Here is a 15,966-nt window from a genome sequence, read left to right as displayed (position 1 = left end):
AATAGTATGCGTAGTTTTATAGCTTTTTCTTCCCTTCAAAAACTGTTTAATTCCTCCCTTTTTTCCTGTCTTGATAGCAGGTATCATAAATGGAATATCTAATGCTTGCAACCATCTGATTACAGGAGTATTAAAAAATCCCCTATCTAAATAGAGTTTTTTTACATTTATTTTAAGGGATTCAAGTTCTGCCAATAAATAAGTAATTATCGCTACACTAGTATCTAGTTGGCGAACACCTCTGACGGCTAGAGTGACACGCTTATTTTTGTTAATAACATATAAAGTTGCATAGGCATAAAATGAATGAGTACCAGATTTAGCTTCACTTCTATATATGTATGGTAATTCTAAGAATGTTGGCTTACCATAATAACAAATTAAATTTAAATCAATTGCTATTTTTAAACATCCTTTTTTTAACCCCAAAGGAATTCGACTTTTCAAGGCTTGATTAATTCGTGTCTCTAACTCTTCAAAATTGTTGATTTTATTAAGATGATATCTAATATCATTAGCTGTAGGAACATTCTTTAATAATTTGGCTGTATTCTCAATACTATCTCCACTGCTGGCTGCTTTGATAAGAATCTCAAATAAAGTTTGTTGGTCACATACCCCCTGAGTTTCAATAGAAAAATTTTCTACTAAACACTCAATAACCTCTTCAAGGGTTTCTGAGTCTCTTAAAACTAGTTCTTCTGATGAAACAGTCAATTTTTTCAGCCAATATGCTACACACTACTTTCATCATTTCATTTTTTGAACCCCAAGAGAGCAGTATAAGCATTAATTATGTATTTAGTAGTTTACACTACCTTACTCTACGTAAGAGTGATGAGCGATCGCTCTTTCGGAAAAAACTTTTTGGTTTACTGATAATGTAGATTGTCGCTTTGTCTATCTTCTAGAAAACCCCAAACCTGGAACCGATGACCGCGAACGCCGTCCCAGTAGTGGCGAATTTCAACCAGGAGAATTTACTAAGCTATTTGAAGAGGTTTTAAATACTGTGGATTTGATTTTCCGTAATGGCATTGATTGGAAGGCTTTTGTTAATGCTTTTCAAAATGTGCAGAACCAAAATGAAGACACAGAATTAGCCTTACAAAGTATTGAAAATAAAGGTGATGGGGTAGTCGTTGTTAAGGTTGGTGTGCCTGACGGTGCTGATAAAGAAAAGATTCATAGTGATTTTACACAAAATTATCAATTGGCACTGCAAGCAGTAGAAGAAAAATATAAAGCACAATTACAGGCTAAAGATAATGAGATAGTCATCTATCGCCAACAAAGTGCAGATATGAAAGACATTGTGACTTTGTTGGCAAATAAACCTATGAATGTTCAAATTGATAATAAGTTAGAAAATAAACCTATGACTAACAGTAATGATGCCAGCCGTAATATTAATATTGGCAGTGTTGGCGGTGATTTTAATGCTAGTGGACAAGCTTTGAATTTAGGTGAAATTAGTGGTACGGTGACAAATACTATTAATGAGTTACCAAGTTCACCTGAACCCGATAAACCAGGAGTTAAGGAATTGTTGGCGCAATTGCAAGCAGCGATTGAGGCTGAGAAAGATTTACCTCAAGAAGATAAAGCTGAGGCGTTGGAACAGGTGAAGACTTTGGCGGAAGCTGGGAAAAGTCCGCAAGAGGGGGCTATGCAAAAGGCGGCGAAAACAGCTTTGAAGATTTTGAAGGGGACAGTTGCTAATTTACCCAGTGCAACTAAGTTAGTTGAAGAATGTAGTAAGCTTTTGCCGTTGATTTCTCAGCTATTGGGTTTAGGTTCGTAATTCGTAATTAGTAAGTATGACGGCGTAAATAATTAAAGGTTTGTAGTGAGGACTAAAGTCCTCACTATCTCATTTTTGAGATGCTAGATAGTAAATGTAGTCATGAAAGATTAGGGCTAAAGCCCTTACTACGAGCTTAATCATAATGTATGGAATTGGTGTTTGAAGACGCGATGAATCGCGTCTTTACAATATGGTTATTGCGTTGATTATTTATCCAATTTTACGCCCCTAATTGAATAATCTAATAATTCCATTGGGTGCATAACTGAAATGTTTTTCCCTTGTAATTGCAGATGTTTAGTAATTTGCAAAGTACAACCAGGATTAGCCGAAGCAATTAACTCTGCACCAGTATTTAATAAATTCTGCACTTTTTGCTGTCCTAATTCCTCAGCAACTTCTGGTTGCAACATATTGTAAACTCCAGCACTACCACAACACAAAGCTGCATCTATGGGTTCCCTTAACTTGATTCCGGGAATTTGGCGTAACATCTGACGGGGTTGCACACTAATCTTTTGTCCATGTAATAAATGACAAGCATCTTGATAAACTAAATTTAAAGGTTTATCAGTTAATGGTGATAGTTTCGCTGTCATGCCCACATTGACTAAAAACTCTTGAGCATCTTTCACCTTAGCAGCAAAAGCCTCAGCCTTTTCTTTATATTCTGGGTCATCTTGTAAAATGTGACCGTACTCTTTTAAAGTATGACCGCAACCAGCAGCGTTGATAATGACAAAATCGACATCGGTATTAGCAAAACTATCAATCATTTGTCTAGCTAACGTCTTCGCCTGTTCTGTTTGTCCTTGGTGTTCAGGAAGCGCCGCACAACAACCTTGAGATTGCGGAATTACCACCTCACAACCATTAGCCGTTAAAACTCGGACAGTTGCTTCATTAATCGGAGAGAAAAACAGCCGTTGCACACATCCCAAAATTACCCCAACTCGGTAACGCTTCTCACCTTGGGCGGGAATAACATCGGGTAAATTATCTTGAAAAGATTGAAGAGTAATTTTTGGTAAAATTGATTCCATTGCAGCCAAACGGGGAGATACTTTTTTCAGTAACCCTGTAGCCCGGACTAACTTTGGTAAACCCAACTTTTGATAAACCAGCAAAGGAAACAGAAAAAAGCGTAATAAATCAGGATTGGGGAACAAAGAAAATATCAGTTGACGAATCAAATTATCTGGTAAACTGCGGGAATAATTGCGTTCAACTTGGTGACGAGTCGCAGAAATCAACTTGTCATACTGCACACCAGAAGGACAAGTACTCACACAAGCCAGACAACCCAAACAAGAATCAAAATGTTGAACAGTTGCCGTATTCAGAGCAATTTCACCCTCATTAATAGCATCCATTAAATAGATGCGTCCCCTGGGAGAATCCATCTCCTTACCAATCACCCGATAACTAGGACAAGTAGACAGACAAAAACCACAATGTACACAACTATCAATCAACTTCGGATCAGGTGGCTGACTAACATCAAAACCCTTTAAATTTTTAATACTAGCAGTATCATTCACAGAATTATCAGAAACTTGCATTTTATCCTCTTCCCCTCTTTATCTCCGTGTTCTCTGCGGTATGCGCTACGCGCACGCTACGCGTTAGCGAAGCTTTCGCTTTAGCGATACGTTTCCTAAATTCCACCCACAAACCGACCAGGACTTAAAATATTTTTACTATCAAACTGAGCCTTAATTTGGCGCATCACCTGCAAAGAATTACCAGAATAACCCCAAACATCTATTGATTCCTTAACCGGATTTGGTGCTGTTAAAATACTCAAAAATCCCCTATTAATTTCACACTGCTGACGCATTTTTAAAACCAGATTTTTATCCTCAAATTGCAACCACCCCAAACCACTCGCCAGGTGAATTAAACCCATTTTCGCCTCAGTCAAGGCCTCCACAGCCGCAGTAGGTAATACTCCTATTTTGCAGGTAATTGCAGAATCTGTTACCGAATCATCCATTATTTCTTGCAATCTTTGCCATAGAGAGCTTTCATGTTCATTCACATAAATTGTCCCATTTAAACCCAATTTTTCCCCCACTGCCAATAATCGATTTGACTGTTCCTTAACACTTTCACTAATACTTTGAAAACGTGCAATTAATCCCAACCCCTGATTTAAGCCTAACTTAGAAGTTAGTTGAGTGGAGAGCAAATCAGCCTGAGTTGGTGTTAATGCTGAACTGCGGAGAGTATTTGCCGCTTGGGATATAGCTTCTGCTGTACCAGTTAGCACCACGGTACTAGATGTTTCGGCTAGGGGATAAACCCGAAAAGTTACTTGACTAATAATGCCTAATGTGCTGTAAGAACCAGTGAATAACTTCATTAAATCGTAGCCAGCCACATTTTTCACAACGCGCCCTCCAGCCTTGGCAATTTGCCCATCAGCGCGGACAAAAGTAATACCTAGTAACTGGTCACGGACACTACCATAACGTTGCCGTAAGGAACCTGTATCAGCTGTAGCAACAATACCGCCAATAGTCGCTAATTCGGGTCTGCTGGGGTCAAGGGCGATAAATTGACGCGATTTTACTAAAATTGCCTGGAGATGGGAAAACTGCATCCCGGCTTCTACTGTTACTGTTAAATCACCAACGGCGTGTGCAATTAGTTGATTGATGTGTTCTGTACTAACTACGATATCAGCGCTTTGGACTAAACCACCCCAGTTGATTTTACTGCATTTTCCACAGGGAAGGACACGCCAGTTATTACGGTGCGCCTCGGCGATGACGGCTGCTAGTTGTGCTTGGGTGCGGGGATAGACGATACAACTAGGAGGTTTTGCAGATGCGATCATCGCTGGTTGGATCTGTTTTTGCTGGTTGAGTTCCAGGTTTGCCCAAGGATAGATGGCATTTTCTTCGATGATAGATGCAAGAGAAGAGGCGATCGCGTTCATCAGTTTCTTTCTGTAGTCCCTATATCTAATGTACTGGTTAATTTCACCAAGCAAGTATTTACAGGGGTCGCAGAGATAGAAAGAATTTAAGCTGCATCTTCAAAGTATATTACTTGACCGTTATAAGCACTATAGAGATTTTCCTTGGTCAAAACTTGCTGCCTTGAACCTGTAGCGATTAATTCCCGATTTAGTAAAATTAAATTATCAAAGTTGGTGATTGATTCACCCAAGTCGTGGTTAACTACCAAGACAATTTTACCAGCCGCCGCCAGTTCGTGGAAGACTTCAAAAATCACCGTTTGGGTTTTTTGGTCAATACCTACCAATGGTTCATCAAAGCAAAATATGTCTGCTTGCTGTGCCAACGCACGGGCTAAAAATACTCTTTGTTGTTGTCCCCCTGATAATTCTCCAATGGGGCGATCGCAATATTCCCACATTTCCACACGCTTGAGGGCGTTTTTGGTTTCCTGGCGACTGACTGCGGAAAAGCTACGCAACCAACCTGTCTTTTTCACCCGGCCCATCATCACTACATCCCACACTGTCGCCGGGTAAGTCCAGTCAATTTGACTACGTTGGGGAATATAGGCAACTTTCTCTAATTGCTGTGTCAAAGGTTGATTTTGATACAAAACTGTGCCGCTACTCAGAGGAACTAAACCCAGCATGGCTTTCATTAACGTACTTTTTCCTGCCCCATTCGGTCCAAAAATTCCTGTTATCCTGCCTGGTTTGATCATACAGTTAACGTCTCTTAAAGCTTCTGTTGTCCGGTAATGCACCCCGGCATGGGCAATATTAATGCTTGTAGTGGTGGGTGTTAGAGTGTCTTGCATGGGGTAGACAGCATTAGCTTTTAGGGGAAAATTAATAGTTCTCATTTGGGGGAATTTTTAGTAAAAATGAAAAGAATATGAGAATAGTGTAACCTAAATAATGAGAGAAATATGATAACCAGTTTAACAAGTATATGAAAGCAATTACTCAGTCAAAAGCCAGATCCTGCTGGCAAGGGGTAGTGGGAGTTTTGTTAGGGCTTGCTATGGTAGGGTGTAACCAAGTAGACACTAACAGCATCACTACGGAGATAGATGGCCAGCCGCAAGTAGTTGCAACTAGCACCATTATTGCTGATTTGGCGGAACAAGTCGGGGGAGACGAAATTCAGTTAACTAGTATTCTCCAACCAGGAGTTGATCCTCATATTTATGAACCGACACCAGCAGACAGCCGGGTTTTAGAAACAGCCGATTTGATTTTGTATAACGGCTACAACTTAGAACCAGGACTGATTAATTTAATGAATGCGGCTGGTGAGAAGGTGCGGAAAATACCAGTGGGGGAAGTTGTCAAACCCTTACAGCTAGATGGATATGAAGGAAACGTTGTCCCAGATCCTCATGTTTGGGGTAATGCAGAGAATGCGATCGCAATGGTAAATGTTATCCGGGATGAGTTAATTAAATTATCCCCCGCAGATCAAGCACAATTTACCCAAAGAGCGTCACAATTAACTCAGGAATTACAGCAGTTGCATAACTGGATTAATCAACAGATTCAAACTATTCCCGCCGACAAACGCCAACTAGTAACTACTCATGATGCCTTTCAATATTATGGTAGAGCTTATGGTCTTGCGATCGCGGGGACATTAATTGGGATTAGCACAGAAGAACAACCAAGCGCCCAAACAGTAACGCGGTTGGTAGAGTCAATCAAAAAAAATAATGTCCCAGCAATTTTTGCCGAAACTACAATCAACCCAGCTTTAATTACAACTGTTGCTCAAGAAGCAGGTGTAAAATTAGCACCACGTGAACTATATGCTGATTCTATTGGTGTAAAGGGCAGCGATAGTGATTCTTACATTAAAATGATGGAGGCAAACACCCGCACTATTGTAGAAGCCTTGGGGGGCAAATATACGCCATTTCAGCCCACAAATTAATTCTATAGGAATTCGGGAAGGAACAGGGGACAGGGCATCAAGGTATAGGTCGTTTTATATGGCTTACGCCACGCAAGCTATCAAAATTCAAAGAGGAGTCCTAAAAATAAGTTAATAAACCAAATATCCTCAATTTTTCTCAAAAATTGGGGATCTGAACCTCTCGTTGGAGAGCAAATCAAAGGATATTAAAACTTTGCCGAGATTGACTTAGCTGTATGAGGATGCGATCGCCACCACCCTGGGTTAAATAATTTACCACCACTTCAAAGATTTGAGCTATACTCCCAAAGTTATGGACAGTCACACTTTTACCCAGCCAACATCATGCTGAAGAAAGAAGTAGACCGCAAAAACTTTATAGAAGCACAGCCAAAAACCATTGAACGTTGAGCCAAATTAGGCATAATTTAATTTGTAGGAGGGGGAATAAATATAAAAACTAAACTAATGACTAATGACTAAACCAATCGAAATCCGTAACCCCCGAACTGGAAAATTCGACTATGTAATTCTCCCACCACCACCCAGGCTATTAATACACAAATGTAACCGCGCCCGGAGAGCGCAAATTCACTGGCAACAGATAGGTATAGAAGCGAGAATTGATGCTTTACTAGAATGGAAGCAAGCCATATTGCTGCGGCGTGAACAGTTGACAGAAGCATTAATATGTGATACAGGGAGATTATCAACTTCAGTATTAGAAATAGACTCTTTCTTCTCTAGCATTGATCGTTGGTGTAGGTTAGCACCAGAATTACTAGAACCCTCAGCCAAAAATACAGCCATTCCCTTCATCACCCTGCAACAAGCATCAGTACCTTACCCCTTAGTGGGAGTAATTAGCCCGTGGAATTTCCCCCTATTACTGTCTACAATTGATACTATTCCGGCATTATTGGCAGGTTGTGCCGTCATCGTCAAACCCAGTGAAATCGCCCCCCGCTTCGTCGCCCCATTGATTACAGCCCTGAATACAGTCCCAAATTTGCGTGACGTACTAAGTTTTGCCGAGGGTGCAGGTGAAACAGGTGCTACCCTAGTAGAAAATGTAGATTTAGTCTGCTTTACAGGTAGTGTCGCCACAGGCAGAAAAGTCGCAGAAGCCGCAGCTAAAAGATTTATTCCCGCTTTTTTAGAATTAGGGGGAAAAGACCCCGCCATTGTGTTGGAATCAGCAGATTTAGAATTAGCCACCTCAGCAATTTTATGGGGTTCAGTGGTCAATACTGGACAGTCGTGCCTTTCAATTGAGCGAATTTACGTCGCCGAATCAATATTTGAAGAATTTTATCATCAACTAGTAGCCAAAGCCCATCGTTTGCAGTTAGCCCACCCCAGAGTTGACAGTGGAGAAATTGGCCCCATCATCGCCGAAAGACAAGCCGCAATTATTCACGACCATCTTAGAGATGCTATCGAAAAGGGCGCATTAATTCATTGTGGCGGTAAAGTAGAACAATTAGGCGGAGGTTGGTGGTGTCGTCCCACAGTTATCACCCAAGTCAACCATTCCATGAAAGTGATGACAGAAGAAACTTTTGGCCCCATCATGCCAGTGATGCCATTTCCCACAGTAGAGGAAGCGGTATACTTAGCAAATGACTCTATATATGGACTGAGTGCTGCGGTGTTTGCCGAGACGGAAACAGAAGCCTTAGCAGTAGCTGACCAAATCGATGCAGGTACTATTAGTATCAATGATGCCGCTTTGACTGCCATCATATATGAGGGAGAAAAGAATTCCTTTAAATTCTCCGGTCTTGGTGGGTCACGGATGGGGCCAGCATCAATCAAACGCTTCCTGCGAAAAAAAGCATTTTTGATTAAGACTAACTCTAGTAATGACCCTTGGTGGTTTAATAACCAGTGAAGTCTTTTTTATAAATCCCTAGTCAAGCCCACAATACAGGAAATGTCAAATGTCTATCATTAAAGTAGAAATACCCGTGATGGCAAGCCATGAAGGTAAATGGTCTGGTGCTTGTACATTGTCATAACTTTCGTTTCCGTACTTGGCATTGGTTTAACGCACCTTAGTACAAGAACAGCGAATATAATTTTTGCATGAATTATTATTTTTATGGTGTGTGAATTTTAGTGAATGTGCCTTTATTTAAATCCAGGACTTACGCAAAGTTATGAAGAAACGTTCGTGATTATTTCTCATACATTTTGTTATTCATCCCAGAAGCGCTATAATTTAAACTCTCAAACTCATACTTAACAAAGTACAAATATGGCGAAAAGCGACAAAATCAACTTTTCAACTCCTAGTGGATTTCCCGAATTTCTCCCCAGTGAAAAACGCCTAGAAGTATACTTATTAGATAATATTCGTCGAGTCTTTGAAAGCTACGGATTTACACCCATTGAAACCCCCGCAATTGAACGTTTAGAAGTTCTTCAAGCCAAAGGAAATCAAGGGGATAATATCATTTATGGTATTGAGCCTATATTACCACCAAATCGCCAAGCTGAGAAAGAAAAAGCCGGCGAAACAGGTTCAGAAGCTAGAGCCTTAAAATTTGATCAAACTGTGCCTTTAGCAGCTTATATTGCGCGTAATTTGAATGAATTAACTTTTCCCTTTGCACGTTACCAAACGGATGTAGTGTTCCGGGGAGAACGGGCAAAAGATGGGCGTTTTCGCCAATTTCGTCAGTGTGACATTGATGTAGTTGCTCGTCGTGAACTCAGTTTACTGTACGATGCTCAGATGCCGGCAATTATCACCGAAATATTTGAAGCTGTGAATATTGGTGATTTTTTAATTCGGATTAATAATCGTAAAATTCTGACAGGTTTTTTCCAATCTGTGGGAATTGCAGAAAATAAAATTAAATCCTGTATTAGCATTATTGATAATCTGGAGAAAATTGGAGAAGCTAAAGTTAAACAATCTTTAGACACAGAAGGAATTATTCCTGAACAAACTCAAAAAATTATTGATTTCATCAGTATTAACGGCACTATTGACCAAGTGTTAGATAAGCTAAAGCATCTGGCTGAAAATCTCCCAGAAGCGGAACAATTTAATTTAGGTGTAACTGAATTAGCAACTGTAGTTGCAGGTGTGCGTAATTTGGGAGTATCTGAAAAGCGTTTTTGTATTGATTTATCTATTGCACGTGGTCTTGATTATTATACTGGGACAGTATACGAAACAACTTTATTAGGACATGAAGCTTTAGGTAGTATCTGTTCTGGCGGCAGATATGAGGAATTGGTGGGGACATTTTTGGGTGAAAAAATGCCGGGTGTGGGTATTTCTATTGGTTTAACTCGGTTAATTAGTCGCTTGCTTAAAGCTGGTATTCTTAATACCTTATCTGCTACACCAGCGCAGGTAATGGTAGTGAATATGCAAGCAGATTTAATGCCTATTTATTTAAATGTTTCTCAAAATCTGCGGCGGGCTGGACTTAATGTTGTGACTAATTTTGATAAACGTCCATTGGGGAAACAATTTCAACTGGCTGATAAACAAGGAATTCAATTCTGTGTAATTATTGGTTCTGAGGAAGCAGCAGCGCAAAAGTCATCCCTCAAAGATTTAAAATCGGGTGAGCAAATAGAAGTTACGCTAGAAAATTTGGCTGGAGAAATAAAAAATAGACTTGGGTAAATTAATGATTTATTTTTGTCTCACGCAGAGGCGCACCAGGCGCAAAGGAATAAGAAGGAACACGGGTTTAATAAAATACAGAACCTCACCTATAACCTTTCTTCTTAGTAAAAGGGAGATTTTAGCGCAAGTGAAAAGCGTGGTTTTTTACCCAAACCCGCATTTATCAGCGTTATTTTGAAAAGGTGTTTCTGTGCGCGGCTTTACTCATGACTCATGATAGTGAATATTTCACAGCTTTTACCCAGAGAGCTTTTTACACCCTTTCAGACTTTTCAAACATCCTCTAAAACTCTTTATTTTGGGAGATTATTCCATGAAACTACGATTTGTTGCTAATTGTTTAAGAATTGAATTGGAATGGTATGAGCAAATTTTTGCCATTACAACAAACTCGACCATAACGATTCCCTTATCGCATATCACCAATATTACAAATGAATTTCCTAACATTCAGGGTCATGCTATTCGTGCGCCGGGGACTCATATTCCCTTTGTTTTAAAAGCTGGTACTTTTTATACTTGTTTGGGGAAAGAGTTCTGGTACATTAACCAAAACATACAAAATTATCTAGTTTTGACCTTGCAAGATGAGGAATTTGCCAAAATAGTTGTAACTATTGAAGATTCACAAGAGTGGTTTCAACGAATCAGGGAGAAATGTAGCGAAGACAATGTTGGCGAATTCAAATAAAACAGCCGAAAACGGGATAGGATAAAGACTACATCCTCAAGGAGTGTGTGATGATACAAAAAAAGGATAATCAGGATGTCAGAACAGTCAGAAAAAACTTTGAAAGTTGCTGAAAAAGCATTTGACAATTTTAGCCACGGTTTAGCGACAGGTGAATGGCAAGCATTTTTAGATATGCTTACAGAAGATTTTACCTTTTGGTTCCCCATGGGCAAATTTCACGGTTTAAATCAAGGAAAAGACAGGGCTAGAGATTTTTTTCAATATGTCTCGGAATCTTTTAATTCAGGAATTCAATTAACTTCTCTAGACCGAGTTACCAGTAATGAAACAACTGTTGTTTTTGAGTTTCGTGATGAGGGACTATTATTGAATCAGCCTTATAAAAATCGGGTAGCAGTTTCTTTTGATGTGCGTGGTGATAAAATTTATGGCTATCGGGAATATTTTGGTAGTGATGGTAAATCTTTTTAGTAAAGTATGGGGTAAATATAATTCACTACTACACAAGCAAATTCCACATAATCTTTCGGAACGCTACGCGAACAGCAAACCCTAAATAATCATCCAAATACTACTGTTCTATTAGTATATACTAAAACCCGATTTTGTAAATGCAATCTCACGGCTCTTGCTAATACAACTCGTTCTAAATCTTTACCTTTTCTGATTAAATCATCAACTTCATCACGGTGACTGACTCGCACTACATCTTGTTCTATAATTGGCCCAGCATCTAAATCAGCAGTGGCATAATGTGCTGTCGCCCCAATAATTTTAACACCACGTTCAAAGGCTCGGTGATAGGGATTTGCACCTACAAAAGCTGGTAAAAATGAATGATGAATATTAATAATTTTGGGAAATTTTTCAATGAAATCTGCACTGACAATTTGCATATATTTTGCTAAAACTACTAAATCAATTTGATATTGTTGGAGTAATTCTAGTTGTTGTCCTTCTTGTTGAGCTTTGTGATCTTTGGTGATGGGAATATGGTGAAAATCAATGCCAAATTGCTCTGCTACGTTCTGTAAGTTAGCATGATTACTGATTATTAGGGGAATCTCTGCTGCAAATTCTTTGGCGCGTTGTCGCCAAATTAAATCAAATAAACAATGGTCTTGCCTACTTACCCAAATGGCAATCCGTGGTATAGTGTCAGAAAAGTGCAGTTGCCATGTAGCATCTAAAGGTTGCGCGATCGCATTAAATGCAGGGGCAATAAATTCTCGTGGTAAATTAAACCCATTTAACTGCCATTCAATCCGGGTGAGAAATAATCCAGCCGCAAAATCTGTATGCTGGTCGGCATGGATAATATTACCGCCATTAGCATAGATGAAATTGGCAAATTTTGCAACTAATCCTCTGCGGTCAGGGCAGGAAATAAGCAACGTGGCGGTAGGATTGGTCATGTAACCTGAGTTAAATTTTAATTATTGCTGGTTTCGTTTTCTGGAGTTGTTCGATCCTCACTTGTATCTTTAGGTTGTTTCCATTCTGAAAGTTCCCGATTGACGGCATTTTGAAAATCTGTAGATACTAGCAGAATATTTACATTACCATTTTTTGGGGTTGCAGAATCGGTTTTAGCATATAAAAAGCTCCGATTAAAGTCAGGTTTCCCCAAAATTAGCTGATAATTTTTTTGATTTTTGAGGTTAATATTAATCGTGGCTAGTGGTTCATTGAAACCAAATTCCTCTAATTGATTAGCTGGAGTTGATAAAGTGCGATCGCTTTGACCTTGAACTAACAAATTCGTTAAATAAGCAACTATAGCATCATTTGCTGGTTCTGATGTCGGCGATGTTAGCAACCACTGGAAATTTTCGGTTTCAATGTTACGTTTTAAATTCAGAGTAATATCTTTTGTTCTGACGCTTAAAGATTGTATATCCTCTTCTTTAAAAGAAAAAATTCGTTGTTTCTGTGTTTTGATTTCTTCTCGCTGAGGTTCACCTTTTATTTCATAGAAATAAACAAAACCACTCAAACCCAACGCTAACAAGATTAAAATTAAAGTTGTTTTTTGTAATTTCATATTTAATATATCCCAAATTAAATGAAAAGTAAAAAGTGGAAAATTTTGCTTTTCATTCTTGAATTAAGCCGTCGCCAATAATTAAAGGTTTGTAGTAAGGGCTAAAGCCCTTACTGCGGGCTAAGTTACAACATTTTCACATTTCTTCACATAGTTAGGTTTATTCTCACCAACTTACTTATCTCCGTTTCCACCAAATAATAGCCGCAGCTATTAACCCCATTACAGGTAGTAATAACAAAGACGACAAGGTTAAAAGATTAGCTTGTTCGATGTTCAAATTAATGCGCCGATTTCTAGGTTCTTTGGGGCGAATTGAAAGGGGTTGCTGGTCTTGTTGACTCAACCAAGTAACTGAGTTTAGAAATACATCACCATTAAGTTGCTGTTCAAATAAGCCATCGGTGATGAAATCCGAATCTCCGATTACTACTAACCGTGATTCAATCGTAGGTTCTGCGGGCTTTTCTGCGGTTGGAGATGTGGGGGTAGTTTCCTCTGTAGGGGTGGGTGAAGCTTCGGGAGTTGGTGTAGGGGTGGGTGAAGTTTCGGGAGTTGGTGTAGGGGTGGGTGAAGCTTCGGGAGTTGGTGTGGGTGAAGCTTCGGGAGTTGGTGTGGGTGAAGCTTCGGGAGTTGGTGTGGGTGAAGCTTTGGGAGTTGGCGTGGGTGAAACTTCGGGAGTTGGTGTGGGTGAAACTTCGGGAGTTGGTTGAGTTTTTGCTGGGATTGTTTTCGTCAAAGCCACACCCAAAGTCAGAGGCCCTGGAATATCCGTTTCCGGGTCAAACTCTAATTTTTCGCTTTGCTGGTCGCTTTCACCCCAACTTTCAGGATAGGCTTTGGTTTGCAGTAAAGTGGTAGATTCGATTCCAGCTATGGGAGTAATTTCTAAAGGTCTTGCTAATCGATAAAAAGAAATGCCATTACCAAAATCTTTTGTAATGGGATGCTGCCCGTAATTTGTAACAATAGGAACAGCCGGGCCAAGTCCCACACCAGCCCCAGAAACATCCACAGCTAAACGATTATCTAAATTAACACCCCACTCTTGCAACAAGCTGTTGAGATTGGTTTCAGTATTGGGGTCAATCATTAATAGTGCATTACCACCACGATTGAGATAATTTTGTAAGGCTTTCACCTCGTTATCAAATAATTCTCGTTTCGGCCCAGCAACAACAACAACATCTGCATCTTCTGGAACTTGAGATTTTTCTACTAAATTTAATGGGGATGCAATGTAATTTATATCACTTAATCCTTGAATTGCTTGCGAAATTCCCCCCTGACCAGATGTTATCGCTTGTTCGCCATGACCTTGAAGAAAGTAAACAGCAGTTGTGGTTGTACTACTAATTTGTTGCAAACGATTTGTGAGTCTAATTTCTGACAAACGTTCGTTGACGTTTAACGTTTGCACTAATTGGCGATTATCTCCAGATTCTAAATAAACTTCCCCATAATCTTTAACACCAAACTTGTTTGCTAGGGTCGGTCTAGCTTGAGGGTCAATATACTCAAATTGGAAATTTGAACTTTGTCGTCGATAGTTTTCTAGTAATTCCCTATCTTGGGGATTCCTATTCACATCAAATATCCATACTTTAACTGGTTGCGGTAAGCTACGCACTAAGGTTTGAGATTGAGGGGCTAGAGTAAATAATTGGGGTTCTGTTAAGTCTTTCCGCAAGTTGTAGCGAGTTCCCAAAAAGTTAACTAACCCTAAAATCACAAATACAGCCACAATAGTAATTAAGGCATTAGTACTAACTTGAGTAGAACGACGATTCCACCATTGATTTTTTTGGCTTTGCAATACTACCCAGATTCCACTAATTACAGTTCCAGCAATGAGAAATACGAAGGGAATAATTCCCCAGTTCCCCGAAACTAATCCAGATGTTAAGCCCACAGCTAATAAAAATGGGCCTAGCCAAAATAAATATTTTCCCAGTTTCTTTTCTTTGATAATCTTCATGTTATTTGCCATTACTCATTAGTCAATTAACTACTAACTACCGCCGTTGAAAACGCAGCGCATCAATTGACTGGGCTGTGAGAAAGATACCTAAAAAAATGTAACTGGTAAATAAAATCAAGGCGCTGGTATCAAAAATACCTTGAATGAGAGTATTGTAATGTTTTAACAATGAGAAATGACCTAAGATTTCTCCTACTGGCCCACCGATACTTTTAGCAATCACATCTACAAACAATAATAATAAAACCAGGGCGAAGGTGAGGACAGCAGACAAAATTGTGCTGTCGGTGAGAGAGGACACAAACATTCCTAATGATAAAATTGCGGCTGCTAACAAGATTAAGCCCAAATGCCCCAGTAAGGGAATTGTCGGCGACATGGGAGGATTTGATGCACTGATGGCGATCGCCTGAAATCCAAACAACGGTACAATCAGTGTAGTAAAAAATGTCAGCACCCCTAATAATTTACCTATAGCTACTGCCCAGTTAGTGACTGGTGAGGTGGCTAAAAGTTCCAAAGTCCCACGCTTGCGTTCTTCAGCATACAGCCCCATTGAAAGAATTGGTAAAATAAATAACAATAGCCAACCCATGCGATCCAAAAATGCCCGGACAAATTCATAGGGGACATCTATGGGCGGTATTGGTATACCTAGTTGTTGTCCTTGTGAATCTAATTGTGCCACTGCGAGCAGAATTCCATCTGGCCCTAGTAAAATTGTGACAAAGAATAAGCCGCCGATGAACCAAAATATGCTGGCGATCGCATAAGCTAAGGGCGAGATAAAATAACTCTGTAACTCTCGGCGATAAATGGCAATAATATTACTTAGAACTATACCCATTTATGCTGTTTCTCCTTCGGTGGTTTCTGAATTTGCAACGACATCTAAATTCTTTTCTTCG

The 15,966-nt window shown here is 39.6% G+C and carries 13 protein-coding genes and 2 pseudogenes; 6 read left to right on the top strand and 9 right to left on the bottom strand.

Annotated elements, in window-relative coordinates; all coding sequences use genetic code 11:
* Positions 1-717: pseudogene (locus tag VB654_RS21940) on the bottom strand (ISH3 family transposase); the annotation flags it as partial.
* Between the two features lie 160 nt (positions 718-877).
* On the opposite strand from VB654_RS21940, the pseudogene VB654_RS21935 reads away from it, so the two are divergent.
* Positions 878-1,804: pseudogene (locus VB654_RS21935) on the top strand (hypothetical protein); the annotation flags it as partial.
* Between the two features lie 209 nt (positions 1,805-2,013).
* Here VB654_RS21935 and VB654_RS21930 read toward each other — a convergent pair.
* The 3 genes from VB654_RS21930 to VB654_RS21920 all read right to left on the bottom strand — a co-directional run bounded on the left by VB654_RS21930 (position 2,014) and on the right by VB654_RS21920 (position 5,638).
* A complete protein-coding gene (locus VB654_RS21930) occupies positions 2,014-3,369 on the bottom strand; it encodes a (Fe-S)-binding protein (protein WP_323215913.1) in 1,356 nt (451 codons plus the stop codon).
* A gap of 95 nt (positions 3,370-3,464) precedes the next feature.
* Positions 3,465-4,751 carry an FAD-binding oxidoreductase gene (locus VB654_RS21925; RefSeq protein WP_323215912.1) on the bottom strand — a complete coding sequence of 429 codons (1,287 nt, stop codon included), beginning with the start codon at positions 4,749-4,751 and terminating at the stop codon, positions 3,465-3,467.
* 86 nt (positions 4,752-4,837) lie between these two features.
* Positions 4,838-5,638 carry a metal ABC transporter ATP-binding protein gene (locus VB654_RS21920; RefSeq protein ID WP_323215911.1) on the bottom strand — a complete coding sequence of 267 codons (801 nt, stop codon included), beginning with the start codon at positions 5,636-5,638 and terminating at the stop codon, positions 4,838-4,840.
* Between the two features lie 89 nt (positions 5,639-5,727).
* Here VB654_RS21920 and VB654_RS21915 point away from each other — a divergent pair, with 89 nt between their 5' ends.
* Positions 5,728-6,705: a metal ABC transporter substrate-binding protein gene (locus tag VB654_RS21915; protein ID WP_323215910.1), complete on the top strand. Its 978-nt coding sequence runs from the start codon at positions 5,728-5,730 to the stop codon at positions 6,703-6,705.
* A gap of 178 nt (positions 6,706-6,883) precedes the next feature.
* Here the strand turns inward: VB654_RS21915 and VB654_RS25285 are convergent, their stop codons facing one another.
* The gene (locus VB654_RS25285) at positions 6,884-7,012 is read right to left on the bottom strand and encodes a hypothetical protein (RefSeq protein ID WP_416235703.1); all 129 of its coding nucleotides are present in this window, start codon (positions 7,010-7,012) and stop codon (positions 6,884-6,886) included.
* Between the two features lie 150 nt (positions 7,013-7,162).
* Between VB654_RS25285 and VB654_RS21905 the strand changes: the two genes are divergently transcribed.
* The 4 genes from VB654_RS21905 (at position 7,163) to VB654_RS21890 (ending at position 11,504) form a co-directional block, all read left to right on the top strand.
* A complete protein-coding gene (locus VB654_RS21905) occupies positions 7,163-8,581 on the top strand; it encodes an aldehyde dehydrogenase family protein (protein ID WP_323215909.1) in 1,419 nt (472 codons plus the stop codon).
* Positions 8,582-8,947: 366 nt separating this feature from the next.
* Positions 8,948-10,336, top strand: a complete 1,389-nt coding sequence (gene hisS / locus VB654_RS21900) for a histidine--tRNA ligase (protein ID WP_323215908.1) — start codon at positions 8,948-8,950, stop codon at positions 10,334-10,336.
* Positions 10,337-10,652: 316 nt separating this feature from the next.
* Positions 10,653-11,030, top strand: a complete 378-nt coding sequence (locus tag VB654_RS21895; RefSeq protein WP_323215907.1) for a hypothetical protein — start codon at positions 10,653-10,655, stop codon at positions 11,028-11,030.
* 75 nt (positions 11,031-11,105) lie between these two features.
* Positions 11,106-11,504, top strand: a complete 399-nt coding sequence (locus tag VB654_RS21890) for a nuclear transport factor 2 family protein (protein ID WP_323215906.1) — start codon at positions 11,106-11,108, stop codon at positions 11,502-11,504.
* 89 nt (positions 11,505-11,593) lie between these two features.
* Here the strand turns inward: VB654_RS21890 and purU are convergent, their stop codons facing one another.
* From purU to VB654_RS21870, 4 genes are all read right to left on the bottom strand, one after another.
* Positions 11,594-12,448, bottom strand: a complete 855-nt coding sequence (purU, locus tag VB654_RS21885) for a formyltetrahydrofolate deformylase (RefSeq protein WP_323215905.1) — start codon at positions 12,446-12,448, stop codon at positions 11,594-11,596.
* A 17-nt stretch (positions 12,449-12,465) separates the two neighbouring features.
* The gene (locus VB654_RS21880) at positions 12,466-13,077 is read right to left on the bottom strand and encodes a DUF4340 domain-containing protein (RefSeq protein WP_323215904.1); all 612 of its coding nucleotides are present in this window, start codon (positions 13,075-13,077) and stop codon (positions 12,466-12,468) included.
* Between the two features lie 178 nt (positions 13,078-13,255).
* Complete coding sequence (locus VB654_RS21875) at positions 13,256-15,055, bottom strand: GldG family protein (protein ID WP_323215915.1); 1,800 nt, start codon at positions 15,053-15,055, stop codon at positions 13,256-13,258.
* Between the two features lie 37 nt (positions 15,056-15,092).
* Positions 15,093-15,905 (bottom strand): ABC transporter permease, encoded by an 813-nt coding sequence (locus VB654_RS21870; RefSeq protein ID WP_323215903.1) that lies wholly within the window; start codon positions 15,903-15,905, stop codon positions 15,093-15,095.
* Between the last annotated feature and the right edge of the window lie 61 nt (positions 15,906-15,966).

The sequence above is a fragment of the Nodularia sp. UHCC 0506 genome, assembly GCF_034931045.1.
Classification (GTDB): Bacteria; Cyanobacteriota; Cyanobacteriia; order Cyanobacteriales; family Nostocaceae; genus Nodularia.
The sequence above is the reverse complement of the archived record's forward strand: the minus strand, read 5'-3'. Positions and strand labels throughout refer to the sequence as shown.

Coding starts and splice junctions, on each gene's coding strand:
- VB654_RS21875 (WP_323215915.1), bottom strand. CDS start 15,055: ATGAAGATTATCAAAGAAAAGAAACTGGGAAAATATTTATTTTGGCTA.
- VB654_RS21930 (WP_323215913.1), bottom strand. CDS start 3,369: ATGCAAGTTTCTGATAATTCTGTGAATGATACTGCTAGTATTAAAAAT.
- VB654_RS21905 (WP_323215909.1), top strand. CDS start 7,163: ATGACTAAACCAATCGAAATCCGTAACCCCCGAACTGGAAAATTCGAC.
- VB654_RS21895 (WP_323215907.1), top strand. CDS start 10,653: ATGAAACTACGATTTGTTGCTAATTGTTTAAGAATTGAATTGGAATGG.
- VB654_RS21915 (WP_323215910.1), top strand. CDS start 5,728: ATGAAAGCAATTACTCAGTCAAAAGCCAGATCCTGCTGGCAAGGGGTA.
- VB654_RS21880 (WP_323215904.1), bottom strand. CDS start 13,077: ATGAAATTACAAAAAACAACTTTAATTTTAATCTTGTTAGCGTTGGGT.
- VB654_RS21925 (WP_323215912.1), bottom strand. CDS start 4,751: ATGAACGCGATCGCCTCTTCTCTTGCATCTATCATCGAAGAAAATGCC.
- purU (WP_323215905.1), bottom strand. CDS start 12,448: ATGACCAATCCTACCGCCACGTTGCTTATTTCCTGCCCTGACCGCAGA.
- VB654_RS21890 (WP_323215906.1), top strand. CDS start 11,106: ATGTCAGAACAGTCAGAAAAAACTTTGAAAGTTGCTGAAAAAGCATTT.
- hisS (WP_323215908.1), top strand. CDS start 8,948: ATGGCGAAAAGCGACAAAATCAACTTTTCAACTCCTAGTGGATTTCCC.
- VB654_RS21920 (WP_323215911.1), bottom strand. CDS start 5,638: ATGAGAACTATTAATTTTCCCCTAAAAGCTAATGCTGTCTACCCCATG.
- VB654_RS21870 (WP_323215903.1), bottom strand. CDS start 15,905: ATGGGTATAGTTCTAAGTAATATTATTGCCATTTATCGCCGAGAGTTA.